Source organism: Prevotella rectalis, assembly GCF_900607215.1.
Taxonomy (GTDB): domain Bacteria; phylum Bacteroidota; class Bacteroidia; order Bacteroidales; family Bacteroidaceae; genus Prevotella; species Prevotella brunnea.
The window spans coordinates 257,252-271,778 of the sequence record NZ_LR027822.1 but is presented as its reverse complement, the minus strand read 5'-3'; the positions used below and the strand labels follow the sequence as shown (position 1 = coordinate 271,778).

The window sequence follows — 14,527 nt, the reverse complement described above, 5'->3', positions numbered from 1 at the left end:
ATTGAGAATACAAATAAACTAATCAGACAATATATACCGAAAAAGGATTCGTTTGAACATTACACAGACAAGAGAATTATGTCGATACAAAAGAAATTGAACGAAAGACCGAGAGAAAAATTAAACTTTTCTACTCCAAAGTGTGAATTCTTCAAATACGTTTTATAATTTTGCACTTGCTGGTTGACTCTGCGATTTTACCGATAGAGAAATAAAAAATAAAAAATATTTATTTTTTTTCTTGCGGTTGTATTTATATTTTCTTATATTTGCAGGCTAAGTAGTGAGGTTTATCTGAAGCATTGTTTCCCAAAGTAGGCGGAACAACGGTTTCGTGAGGCATAAAGTTGTCATGGAAATGATAGAGTCACAGACAAACCAATCTTCTGAAAACGTATATGCTTCCTTGATGGTGAGGGGAGGGTAATCTCCCCGAATGATAGGAGCGCAATGAGACGAACACTAATTGGATGTATGATAATATGAAAAAATGTTTATTTTTTATTGGTCTGCTGGTGTCTTTATTTACCACGGCAGCACCGGTAGATCAGGCTACTGCTTTAAAGCAAGCTATGTCTTTCCTAAATTCCGGACAACGCGGAAAAGCAAGTAAAAATGCCAAGATAAGGCGCGTTGTCCCCAACCTTGCTCCGGCTACCGAGGGTAATTCATCACATTATTATATATTTAATGTTGGCGACAACGAAGGGTTCGTCATTGTTTCCGGCGATGACCGCACCCGGCAGATACTCGGCTATTCCGATCAAGGTGCGTTCGACAAGGAGAATGTTCCGGATGGTCTTCAATATCTCTTGAGCGTATATGACAATGAGATAGGTCATTTGGATGAGTTTATTGCTCAACACGGTGTCTCTAAAGTGCGTAAGACACCCGTGCAGACTAAGGCTTCCATTGCCCCGCTGTGCACGGCAATGTGGAATCAGGCTGCGCCTTACAACGATGCTTGCCCTATCTCTGAGGGTGAAACAGAAAAGAGCGTGACAGGATGTGTGGCAACCGCCATGTCGATTGTGATGAACTACCACAAGTGGCCCAAGAGTGTGCCGGCGATACCGGCTTACACGTCAAGTGCAAAGAAGCACTATGATGCCACAACTGCATTTACGGTGGATTGGAACAACATGCGCGACATCTACAAGTCCGGTCAATACAGCTCCGGAGAAGGGAACGCCGTGGCGCAACTGATGCGTGCGGCCGGTCAGGCTGTGGAAATGAACTACAGCTACAAGTCGTCGGGTGCGGCAGGCTTCATGATTGCTCCGGCACTGGTGAAGTATTTTGGCTACGATGCCGTTACAACCAAGCGCATCAACCGCAACGAGTACGAAAGTCAGAATGAGTGGAACGACATTATCTATAATGAGTTGAAAGAAAAACGCCCCGTGGTCTATTGTGGGGTCACACCTTCGGGTGGCGGTCACTGCTTCGTCTGCGACGGCTATGCCGAGGGCGACTACTTCCACATCAATTGGGGTTGGGGTGGCATGGTGAACGGTTACTATGTCATTTCCCTGTTGAACCCACCCGCAAGTGGCATCGGTGGCTTTTCCGGTGGCTATTCCATGGGGCAACTCGCCATCGTGGGCATGAAGCCGGGTAGTGGCGACACGGGTGGCGACGAAGTGGACGATGCACAACGACTTACTGTAGCGTCTTTCTCCTATAGTAACAGTGATTTGCGCGGAACACGTTCGGGCGTCTCTTCCAACTTCACCATCTTTGAACCAGGAAGTTCCCTAAATCCATATACACTGAGAAATGATATGTCGGTACAGGTGAATGCCAAATACGGTGTCGGTGTTTACGATGCGGGCGGCAACCTTGTTGCCAAACTTTTGGAAAGTGGAATGAAGACGTGGGGTTCAGGTACATCCTTCAAACATACCAGTCAATTTAAACAAACCTCATGGGGTGCTGGACTTCAGCCGGGCAACTACAAGGTTAAGCCCATCAGTTTTGTCAGTGGGCCGGACAAGTGGTATCCATGTGTCGATGCTGATAAGTATGCCTACGACATGGTCATCACCGAGACCTCATACGTCATGACTCGTGCAGCCGCACCTGTCGGGAAAGCCGCTCTTTTTGTAGAGAATATCGAGTTGGGTGGAAACCTGCGCGTGGGGACGGCGCAAACTGCTGCGGTTACCATCAAGAATCAGGGAACCAAGGAGTTCAGCGACAATGTGAATCTTGTTAATTACGATGGTTATACCACGACGATAGCCTCTGCACCACTAACATTGGCACCGGGCGAAACCGAAATACTCACGATAAACAATTGTGTGTTCGACGTCGCTAAAGACTATCATCTGCGAATTGCCAGAGGCGAATTCAACGACCCTGTTGTTCGAGGCAGCAAGGAAATCGATGTTACCATCGCACCTAAAACAGCTATTGCCCCCGATGTTCAGATTATCGTCAATGAGCCGGACCCGACCACCAAAAAGTTCTTTGGGCAGCGACTCAGCGGTAAGGTGGTTTTCACGAACAACAACAATGAGGAATATTGGGACCGAATCAACGTGAATGTTGTTCACAAGAACGGTACGAGTCTGAAGTTCGTCTCCTCAAAGAACGACATCGTAAGAATTCCCGCACATGAGAAGCTCGAAGTGCCGTTCGACCTCAGCGGGCTGATGGGCGAAAATTATTACTTCGTCGGAACGCTGGTATATCAAGGGAAGGATCCTATCACTCCTGCTGCCACCAGCGACACTTATCAATGCAAGGCAGGAGTGGGCATCTATCATGCCGACGGAACGGTTCAATACGTCAATCCGGCAAGTACGCTCGACTTCAGCAACGCAACAGCGGTTAATTTTGAGGATTTGGGCAGCTCACTGCCTGCTTCGTTCACACCAAGCGACAATGCCAACTGCTTGTATTTCATCAACAGATATCAAACAGCCGGTGCTTCGCTTGAGGGAAAGAACATTGTGAAAGACCGCAAGGCTGAAAACATATCCATCGATGCGGCAAAGGACTTCTATACCCCATACGACTTCACGGTGAAGAAAATCGTTTACGAACGCACGTTCACCAAAGGTAATCCGGGTAATAAGAAAGGATGGGAAACCATTATGCTGCCGTTCGATGTTACTAAGGTAACGTTGAAAGAAGAACCGACAAAGCAACTGACATGGTTTACACCCACGAACAATTCAAAGGGTGCTGCCAACTTCTGGTTGATGGACTTTGTTCAGGAAGACGGCGCAAAGGTGTACTACCAACATGCCGACAAATTCGAGGCGAACCACCCGTACATCATCGCCGTACCGGCAACGAGTACCAAGTGGGGCAATGAATGGGTCTTGGTGAACAAACCCATGCTGTTTGAGGGTGAGAACGCGCTGGTGGTTGCCAATGTCAGGGCACAGTTGAACGGAACGGACTATAAGTTCGTTGGTACGCTTCCGACAAGGCGGTTCGACAATATCTATAAATTGAACACAGCCGGCGACAACTTTGAATTGACGGCGTCTGCCACCGTGAAAGCTTTCAACGCCTACTTCATTGATGGCGGAACTTCCGGCGCAAGCCATGCCAAAGCTTTGCAGATTGGGTTTATCAATCCGAATGGCATTGAAGAGATAACCACCGACAATATCATCGGGAGAGGTAATGGTGCCATCTATAACCTGAACGGTATGAAAGTGGCTGAGAGCAGTAAGGAGTTGCCTTCTCTACCGCATGGAATCTATATTGTCAATGGAAAGAAAATTGTAAGATAACCCATTCCTGTTTTATGCCTTGTTGTGGGTATATGAATCTGCAACAAGGCAACTTTAATAGAAATAAACAACGGAATTATTTGTCGCAAACGACCTGCAGATAGATACATTCTCCCTAAACAGAAGCTCGCAGGTTGGATAAATTACTAACAACATTAGAGATACTATTATGATGAGAAAAGCAATCACCTTTGTTTGTCTTTTTATTGTGGCAACTGTCTTTGGCGCCCCCATTACCAAACAAAGGGCACTGAAAGAGGCTGCTGCGTTCATTACCAAAAACGCACATAGGATGAGAGGTGCGAATGGAACTTCAGTTGTGCGTCCGAAGTTATCGACAGAAATTGAAACCCCGGCTTATTATGTGTTCAACATTGATAAACAAAAGGGCTTCGTTATTGTTTCCGGCGATGACAAGACAGAAACCATTCTCGGTTATTCTGATAATGGGGAAATAGATAAAAACAATCTTCCTGATGGACTGAAAGCCTTGCTTGAGGCTTATGAGGCGGATGTACGCTATCCTATTGATAATAGTGCCAACCGAAAGGCACGAGCTGTCGTGGCAACCAAGAAGTCGATCCCTGCCATCGTACCGGCACACTGGAATCAAGATGCCCCCTACAACAACAATCTCAAAGGCAATCTCACGGGTTGCGTGGCAACAGCTATGGCACAAGTGATGTACTACCATCGATTCCCGGCATCGTGCGGATATTTGAAGGCTCCTTCGTACACCTTTTCCAATGTTACGGGAACGACATTCCAATGGGACAAGATGACCGACACCTATTCGAAGCAATACTCTGCGGAATCGGGAAAGGCTGTGGCAGACCTAATGCAGTATTGCGGTTACAGTGTGAAGATGGGTTATTCCACCTCTTTCTCAAGTGCATGGATTACCTCTATTCGTCCGGCCATGATAAAATATTTCGGCTACGACCCGGACATGCAGTACGTGGAACGTTTCAACTTTACGGTTAATCAGTGGAACGATATGATGTACAACGAACTCCGGGAAGGACGTCCTGTCATTTATGGCGCCATGACACCGGAAGGCAGCGGACACTGTTTCATTATCGATGGTTACGAAAAAGGCGATTTCTTCCACATCAACTGGGGATGGTCGGGTATGTCCGATGGCTTCTATCGTCTGCCGGAGCTCCATCCGGCATCAGCCGGTTTAGGCGGAGCATCAGGGGGGTACTCCAATAATCAGCAAGCCGTTATCGGTATTCAGCCGGATGACCATGAGAATACCACATCACAGACTCAGCAACGCCGGTTGTCGGTATTTGTAATGTATAAGGAATATCCGGAATACACACGTAGTAATAGTAGTTCTGCTTTTGCCAATATAGGTATTAATTATATAGTCCGCCATCATTTCGATGAAACTTTTACGGCTTATACAGGATTGGCACTTTATCAGGGCGATCGACTGTTACGCCCACTTTATGAGAGACCTACTAGTATCTCATTAAGCGAAGGAGAAGAAAAGAAGATTAGTGCACCTTATTTCAATATCCCGGCTGATGTTCCTAATGGCAAATATCAAATTTGTGCCGTATCAAAGGAAAAGTATGGCGACCCATGGCAGAAGTGTTTGGGTTCGGAGAGGAATCATTTTGATATAGAAATCACTGACACGAAACTTGTCTTTACCAATACTCCTAAACTTGAATTGGTGGAGCAGCCTCAATTCACCGGAACCGAAGTTGGCATACCATGTAAGGCACTGTTCAAGATACGCAATCTTGCGGAGGATTTCCAAGGACCTCTCTGGTTCTATTTCAATCCATCATCCACTAATCCCAAGGCAACAACGGGATCGAGTGTCCATATTGGAAAAGGTCAGATTACTGAGGTTACGTTCAACTTCAAACCCGACCTCTCCGGCTCAAGACGATGTGTTGTTTCAACCGACGATGGGACTATCCTCTATGATGACAATATAACCATCAGTCAGTCATCTACAGCCTATTCGCTTAGCAAAGCTGTAATTACTCTCGATAATGTAGACGCTCCCACTTCCACGACTACGGGTAAATTCTATCATGGAGTGTTGAAAGGAAGCGTGCGCTTTACAAACAGCCATTACTCAAATCTTCCGTTTAAGAAAGGTGTTTCCATTTGGTTGCTCAATGTCGTGAACGGTCAATCTTTCGATTTGAACAACACTTCGACCTATTCGCAGAATGATTTTGTGGGAAATGACAATGAGATACCTGTTGGCACAACCGATATACCATTCGAATTCAAGAACCTGCCTCTCGGTGGAGCGTATGCTATTGTCGCATGTTACATGAATAATGGACAACCTCAACCTTTGGATAAAACCGGTGTTTATATTAGTGCAGAGGGGATTGCGGCAACCATGGCAGATGGCTCTGTTCGCATCTTCAAGCCAACCGATGCAATCGACCTTACAGGGGCTACATCTGCCGACTTTGAAAATCTTCCGCTTGCTTCAATCAACATGACGAAAGTCAGCGAAAACCCGAACTGTTTGTACTTTGTTGGCAAATCGTCCGGAACGATACCGGCACAACTTGCCGGCAAAAACGTCATTGTTGGGGGAGTGGCAGATAATATCCAACTCGTCAATGCTCAACCTTACTTCGCCCCTTACAAGTTCGAAGCAAAGAAGATAGCGTTCAAACGAACTTTCACCAACGGAGCAACAGGTAAACCGGGAGAAACCAAGAAGGGATGGAGTACCCTCATACTGCCTTTCACTGCTACAACTGTTACGGCAAACGATAAAAGCGTAACATGGTTTAAGAGTAAAACCGATCGGACATCTGATTTCTGGTTGATGCACTTCGTGGAAGAAGATGGCAATAAGGTGTTATATGACTATGCCCAAAGTTTGGAAGCGAACACTCCTTATATCATCAATATGCCTAAGCCGGGCAATAGATGGGGCGAACAATATACGCTTACCAATAAGGAATTCACTTTCTCTGCCGACAACGTTACCATTGAACCTACACAAAGAAGGTTGGTAAGTGGTTACGACTATACGTTTGAGGGAACTCTGACAGGTTGCTCGCAAAGCGATATTTATAAATTGAACACCGATGGAGATGCCTTCACGTTGAATTCGACATCCATTGAAATCAATCCTTTTGAGGCATACTTTACGATGAATCATGAGAATACCACTGAAACCGCTGCAAAGCAACTCGCTATTGGAATGATAGATGGTGAGAACGGTAATACGAATGGCATCGATGAGATGGAAATCCAATCAGAAGTCTCGTTCGTCATTTACAATCTCAATGGCATGGAAGTGGGACGTGGCGAGGCTGCGTTACAAGCATTGCCTCATGGAGTCTATATTGTCAATGGAAGAAAAATTGTAAAGTAAGAATTATAATTGATTTCTATGATATTCAAATAAGCCAAATCAACCTGAAACGGATGGAAGAAAAACATCTGTCCGTTGAGGGCTGATGGCATAACTTTTTTACTATTTATTATTGCGATATGTTTAGAAAAATATCATTACTATTCGCTCTATTGCTTTCTGTCGTGGTATGGGCAGGTCCCATTTCAAAAGAGCAGGCGATAAAGGAAGCACAGGCTTTTCTCAATAGCCGACGCAATATGCCCCATACTGCGAAAATGCGGCAAGCGTATAGAGCGCCGAAGCTCATGTCAGCTTCGGAACAATCGTATTTCTATGTGTTCAACGTGGGCGACAACAATGGTTTCGTCATTGTATCGGGCGACGATCGCACCGAACAGATTCTCGGTTATGCTGATGTCGGCTCGTTCGACGAAAGCAAAATGAACCCGAACATGAAATCATTCCTCGACTCATACATTGAGGAGTTCAAGCAGTTGGACAAGTTGAACATTCCCTCGGTCAAGATGCGTGCGAGCCGGAAAGCCGTCATCAAGGCAAGGGAAGCCATCTCGCCACTGGTTGCCCGCCGGTGGAATCAGGATGAGCCTTACAACAATCTCTGTCCGGTCATCAACGATGACCCGAAGACAACAGCGGATGAGACCAAAGATACTAAGAACGGTCGCTTCGTAACCGGTTGTGTGGCAACAGCTATGGCACAGGTCATGGGCTATCATAAATGGCCCAAAACTACGACGGCTGTCATACCGGCTTACACGACGGATGAGCTGCACTACAATATTCCCGAAATGCCGGTGTCAACATTCGACTGGAACAATATGCTTGATGTTTATGGCAGCAGCTATACTCAGGCGCAAGGCGACGCCGTTGCCAAACTGATGCAGTATTGCGGAAGCAGCGTCGATATGTCGTACAACTACAGTTCGACAGGCGGTTCAGGTACTATTGGTGGTTTCGTTCCCCACGCACTGAAAACCTATTTCGACTATTCTGCTACGACGCGTGTTATATTCCGAGAGGCTTATACTGCCGATACATGGGCAGATGTGCTCTATCGGGAATTGGAGGCGAAACGCCCTGTTGTATTCTGCGGTTCATCGCCTTCAGGTGGGCATTGTTTCGTTATGGACGGTTATTCGCAAGGCGAGTATTTCCACATCAACTGGGGATGGGGTGGCTCTCAAGATGGTTACTATCGTCTGTCGGTACTCGAGCCGGGACAACAGGGCATCGGAGGCTTTACCGGTGGCTACTCACGCGGCCAGCAAGCCATAGTGGGCATTCAGCCTAACCATGGAGAAGCTGCTGCGCCGACGGTGATTGCCGAGGGCATTGCACCGGCCATGCAGCGTGTTACTCGTACTTCTAAGGATGTTAATTTCAAGGGAACGGACTTTGGTGATCCAAAGTTCTATGGAGTATCGTTTGTTTTCAAAGCTATAAACACTGAAAAGACAGCTCAAACTTATTATGTTGGCGTAGGACTCTACAACGATAAGGGAGAGCTTAAGACTGTTCTTAGCGACGGAGGAAATTCCCTCACATTTTCTCAGTTCGGTGCCGGTCGTTCCATCTATATTCCTTCAATCGTTGATTTCGGTGCCGGTATTCCATTGGGAACTTACAAGGTTTTACCTATCTATCGGACTGTTTCAGACCCGAACTGGTTACTCTGCGAAGGTTCAACGCGCAACTATGTTGAGGTTGAGATTACAGACACTGAGTACATCGTCACGAAAGCAGAAGATGGGAGCAATAAAAGCTTACAAGCTACATCCACTGTTGAGGGCAATCTGCTGAAGTATGATCCAGAGATAATCAACTTTGACGTTACCAACAACGGCTCAGACTTCTATGATGACGTTTATCTCATGATTGATGGGAAAGCTGACAAGTCAAAAGTAGTATCCTTGTCGGTTGCACCCGGCAAGACATCTCGCGTCTCATTTGGTTACACTCCTTATGAATCACGCGCTTATACTTATAGCTTGGCAACCATTGCCACGCGAAAAAATCCCGATACCGGCAAAGATGAAGGCTACTTTAAAGATATTCCGGGCTCTGCCGGCACATTCACGATTTCGGATAGGGTATATAAACATGGAAAGATTGCTTCTTGCCAGATAACCGTTGATGATATTGACGATTCGAAGAATGTATTCGGTTCAATCATCAAAGGTAAGGTAACCTTCAACAATACCGGCACATTAGATTTTGAAGATAAGGTGCGTATTGTTTTTGCAGACGGTTCAACGGGCAAAGGTCTTGACTATGTAGAGACCACCATCTCCGTTCTCGCCGGACAGTCGGGCGATGTCCCATTCACGTTCAGCGGTCTTGAACCGAACAAGAAGTACGTCATTGCCGGATTTTTCTATGACACTCGATACAATCAGCTCAGTCCTGCTCTTTTGTTTACAGCCAAGGAAGGCGTCTTAGCCGTCAATGCCGATGGCACGTTCAAGAACTACGACCCATCCAAGGTCATGAATTTGACCCATGCGGCAGCAGTAGATTTTCAATCTTCAGCAGTGACGGGCACCATTACACCGAGTGCCAATCCTAACGCACTCTACTATTTCAACGCCAGTGCTACGGTGCCGACCGCTTTGAATGGAAAGAATGTCATCAAGGGCAACGTTGCCGACAAGATAGCGTTGGTTGATGGTTCCGAAGCCGATTTCTTCCCCATTTATAATTTCACTGCAAGCGACATCACCTATACTCGCAATTTCGCGAAAGGCAATGATGGTACTACTTACAATTGGCAGACTATTGTGCTGCCGTTCGATGTTACCGACATCACCGTTAATGACACTTCTTACGATTGGTTCAGAGCCAAGGAAGAGAAAGGCAAGAGCATTTGGCTGATGAACGTATATGGCGAGGACGAATCCGACAACAAAATGTACTACGAATATTCGCAGGAGTTTAAGGCCAACCGACCTTATATCATCGCCGTAGCCGGCAATAGATGGGGAGCAAAGTACGACCTTACAACCAAGGATATCGTCTTCCACGGCACCAATGCAGAGATTGCTTACAACACAAAGGCGGTTGTCTCGACCAACAAGTACAATTTCTATGGCTCTTACCGTACAAAGGCTCTCGAAAGTGCTTATCAGCTCAATGCCACCGGTACGAAATTCGTGGGTATGCCGAGTCTGACCGTCGCACCATTCCATGCCTATTTCAAGTCTGATGGTGAAGTTATCACCGAGACTTCAGGCGCAAAGGAACTGAAGGTGTGCATCCTCGGCGACGACCCCACAGGTATCCATGCTGTCCACGATGAGAACGACGCCTCCTCCCATACCATCTACAACGTCAGTGGCGTGGTGGTAGGTCACGGCAAGGCCGACTTCGACCATCTGCCGAAGGGCGTTTATATCATGAATGGAAAGAAAATTATCAAATAGGAAGTGAAAAGCCCCCACGCCAAATCTTTTAGGGGGGCTTTCTCTTTCTTCTTATAATCAAGAACAGGAATGGGATGAGTCGCGAGAAGTCATAGAAGTTCTGCAAGACCCTTGTTAGCAAGGCGGAGCTTCGACCCCTTCGCGAATACGAACAGACATTTCGGTGATTAAAAATAATATCTTATGAAAAAAATATATTTTCTTCTGCTTGGGCTATGCGTCGGCATGTTGGTGTCGGCAGCACCGGTAAACCCAAGTCGGGCGCAGCAAATAGCCCAAAATTTCATGCAGAACCGAATCGGCATGAAGTCGCACAAAATGAAAAGGGCAATGCGTCTGCCTTTGACCTCGGAGAATACGAAAGGACAGGCACCGTTCTACGTTTTCAACATCAGCGATAACGATGGCTTTGTCATTGTATCGGGCGACGACCGTGCTCCAAGTATCTTGGGCTACTCCGACACGGGCAGCATCGATACCGACCATCTTCCTGCCAATCTTCAGGATTTGTTCACCGGTTATGAACGGCAGATGGAAATCCTTTCCGGAATGGAGGACGTTCCCTATGCACAGAAGATGAAGGCACGCGCTCCAAAACCTACGAAACATTCCATCCGTCCGCTGGTGCCCAGCCGATGGGATCAGGGATTGCCTTATTACAATCAAACTCCCATGGTGAATGGCGAGCATACCGCAACGGGTTGTGCTGCCACCGCTATGGCACAAATCATGTATTTCCACAGATATCCGCAGGGACCGATTCGGAAGAGCATTCCCGGCTACCAGTCTGCTGCCATCCACACGACGATGCCCGAATTGCCCATTACCACTTTCAAGTGGAATGAGATGAGCGATACTTATGCTTCGGATGCCACTGCCGACCCATGTGCAGTGTCAGAACTCATGCTCTATTGCGGACAGGCACTCGAAATGAACTACAATCTCGGTTCAAAGGGTGGTTCCGGCGCATTGTCGCGCCGTTTCTATCCGGCATTTGTTGAGTACTTCGGCTATGATGCCGGGCTACAGTTGGTATCGCGCTCGGAATATTCCTATGATGACTGGAACGATCTTATCTATAATGAACTCGCCAACAATCGTCCGGTGCTCTACTCCGGAGTTACATCACTCAACGGTGGGCACGCATTCGTCTGCGACGGCTATGCTTCCGGTGAATACTTCCACATCAACTGGGGATGGCACGGTCGTTCAGATGGTTATTTCCTACTCTCGGTACTCTTCCCTGAGATTCAGGGAACGGGCGGAAGCATGGGCAACGGCTTCGGCTTGGATCAGGAAGCGGTCATCGGCATTCAACGACCCAACGGCGGAATAAAACCTTTCATCGCACTCAACATCTACGAAATGTCTGCCACTTCCTACACAAACACTTTCACGCGAACCAACAGCAGTGCCAACTTCACGGGCTCTGCGCCTTGCATGCGCTTCTATAACCGCAAGGGAGCAACAGCACTAAATTACGAGGTCGGACTGGCACTCTATAAGGACGGTGCTTTCGTCACTGAAATAACGCGCTATCCTGCTGAGACCTATGAGAATGGAGGCTCTGTTTACAAAAAGATGAGCGGAGACGTTTCGTTTGGGGCGGGGCTGCCTCTTGGCACTTATAAGGTCTATCCCGTCTGTCGTGAGTCGGGTGCTTCTGAGTGGCATCTCATGGCCGATGCGTTGAAGAACAACAAGTTGAGCTTCAATGCCGAAATAACCGAGACCCAATGCAAGCTCTCACAATCATCAAGTAGCCTTGAGGTCTTGGGTTCGAAACAGCGCGAGGCTATCTATTCCGACAAGGATTTGAAGATTTATGTGACGGTGAAGAACACCGGCGAGGACTTCTCCGGTCCGCTCACCTTGCGCTACAAAACCACCAATCTTGATGCCATTGCTACCATCAAGGGCGGAACAACGGCCAAAGTACTCTTTTCCGGGCGAGCTCCTTACGTGACTTCCGAGACGACGTATAACTTTACGGTGAAGGATAAGTTGAACGATGTGCAGATTGGTTCCGGTTCATTCACCGTAAAGGTAAAGAGTGGTGGAGATGCCGAACTGAAAGGTCCAACCACTATAGACGGAGTGAACGGAAGAACTTTCTACGGCAACACCATAACGGGTAAGGTAACTCTTACCAATAAGCAACAGACACCCGCAACGAATGTGGATGTTACGGTTGCTGCCTTTGACTACAGCGAGCAGAACGGCACCTCATATAGTCCGATGGCGACAATGAGGACAAAGGTATCTGCCGAAGGAGGCGCAACGGTAACGTTTCCTTTCACCCTTAGCGGATTTGTGCCCGGCAAGCAATACAAAGTGTATGCCTTGATAAATGGTGATACCACAACACCAAACTGGTTCGACGACCCCTATACGTGCGCACCGGGTGTTATCATGCGGGATGCCAACGGAAACATAAAGTCCATTGTAAGTTCATCGCCCATCGCTGTTGGCGATATGGAAAACGTGGATTTTTCCGATGCCGATCTCAGCTCGCTTGGAACAATAACACCGGGAAGCAACCCCAACTGTTTGTATTATTTCCCGACCGGTGCCACGGTTCCTTCAGAACTAAATGGCTGCAATGTCGTTGTGGGAGACCATGCCACTGAAATCCATCTTGAGGCAGACCATAACTTCCTGCCTTTGCGCGACTTCACGGCAGAGAAAATTTCCTATACAAGAACCTTTTCCAAAGGAAATGCCGGCAACCGAATGGGTTGGGAAACCATTATGTTGCCATTCAACGTTACCAAGGTGAGTCTGAAGGACGACCCTTCGAAGACACTGAAATGGTTTACGCCCACTCACAAATCCAAAGGCGATGCGAACTTTTGGCTGATGGACTTTGTGGCTGAAGATGGCAACACAGTCTATTACAACCATGCTGATGAATTCGTAGCCAATCATCCTTACATCATTACCGTTCCGGCACGAAGCGATAAGTGGAGTGAGGATTGGGTGCTGGTGGATAAACCCATGGTTTTCGAGGGAGAGAACACCACGGTGTTTACTAATGCCCTATCGGAGGTGAGTGGGGTGGTTTACACCTTTGTGGGCACGCTCTCTAACAATCAGCTCACCCATGTTTATCGACTCAATGCCACAGGCGACAACTTTGAGCTGTCGGAGTCGGCGAAGGTAAATGCCTTCAATGCCTATTTTGCCGGTGGCAGCTTACCTGCAGTTGGTGGCGCCAAAGAATTGAACATAGGCTTTTTAGACCCTGCGGGTATAGAAAACATGGGCATCGAAGCCACTGATTCTGACCTCTCTGCTCCTGTTTATAATCTCAACGGCATGAAAGTGGCAGTGGGTAAGGAAGCCTTGTCGCGCCTTCCCAAGGGAATTTATATCATGAATGGAAAGAAGTTTGTGAAGTAAATTCTTAAGGAAGAACATTACATCTCGCAATTCTGACGTACACAATGTTGGCATCATGAACGAATGAGCTTGTTGGAAGCGTCATGAATATCGAAAAGAATAGTAAAGGTCGGGTTTCCGCTTTGGAATCCCGACCTTTTTGTAGTCGGTGTGACATAATGCCAAGTTATGTTGCTTGTAAAAGTTTTGCCGGATAGTAATATTGTCTTATACGGATTTAGCTTGTCACAATTCTGACTATAAAAAAAGTAAGAAATTATGACAAAACGTAAAACCCCGCGCGAATTTTCGTATTCGTTCAAGCTGCAAGTGTTAATTGATTATTATTCTAGCGGTTCTTCTCAAGCGTCCATATTGCGTAAGTGGAATGTGTCTAGTGGTTCAATGTTCCAATGGCTGAAACGTTGGCCCGTTGATTCAAAATCGTTATCTTTGCCCTCGGAAGTAATCGAGAGGTATCGTATGGCTCATAAAGAAACGAATTTGACAGACAATGAGATATTGCGCCAGAAGATAGTGAACCTCCAACACGCATTGTCTTTGGAGAAGATGCGCAGCCGTGCCTATGAGAAACTCAT

5 protein-coding genes and 1 pseudogene are annotated in these 14,527 nt (G+C 47.0%); all 6 read left to right on the top strand.

The genetic code is table 11. From position 1 onward, the window contains the following. A pseudogene (locus E0E16_RS14410) lies at positions 1-168 on the top strand (IS30 family transposase); the annotation flags it as partial. Between the two features lie 314 nt (positions 169-482). Then, a complete protein-coding gene (locus E0E16_RS09505) occupies positions 483-3,752 on the top strand; it encodes a C10 family peptidase (RefSeq protein ID WP_165444224.1) in 3,270 nt (1,089 codons plus the stop codon). A 169-nt stretch (positions 3,753-3,921) separates the two neighbouring features. Further along, entirely contained in the window at positions 3,922-7,125 is a 3,204-nt protein-coding gene (locus E0E16_RS09500; RefSeq protein WP_130830113.1) for a C10 family peptidase, read from the top strand. 119 nt (positions 7,126-7,244) lie between these two features. Beyond that, entirely contained in the window at positions 7,245-10,547 is a 3,303-nt protein-coding gene (locus E0E16_RS09495) for a C10 family peptidase (protein WP_130830112.1), read from the top strand. 183 nt (positions 10,548-10,730) lie between these two features. Next, positions 10,731-13,949, top strand: a complete 3,219-nt coding sequence (locus E0E16_RS09490; RefSeq protein ID WP_130830111.1) for a C10 family peptidase — start codon at positions 10,731-10,733, stop codon at positions 13,947-13,949. Positions 13,950-14,207: 258 nt separating this feature from the next. Next, positions 14,208-14,527, top strand: a 320-nt coding sequence (locus E0E16_RS13970; protein WP_181951343.1) for a hypothetical protein, incomplete at its 3' end; no start/stop codon positions are given.

Excerpts from the sequence above, each read along its gene's own strand:
- E0E16_RS09505 (WP_165444224.1), top strand. The coding sequence starts at position 483 with ATGAAAAAATGTTTATTTTTTATTGGTCTGCTGGTGTCTTTATTTACC.
- E0E16_RS09500 (WP_130830113.1), top strand. The coding sequence starts at position 3,922 with ATGATGAGAAAAGCAATCACCTTTGTTTGTCTTTTTATTGTGGCAACT.
- E0E16_RS09495 (WP_130830112.1), top strand. The coding sequence starts at position 7,245 with ATGTTTAGAAAAATATCATTACTATTCGCTCTATTGCTTTCTGTCGTG.
- E0E16_RS09490 (WP_130830111.1), top strand. The coding sequence starts at position 10,731 with ATGAAAAAAATATATTTTCTTCTGCTTGGGCTATGCGTCGGCATGTTG.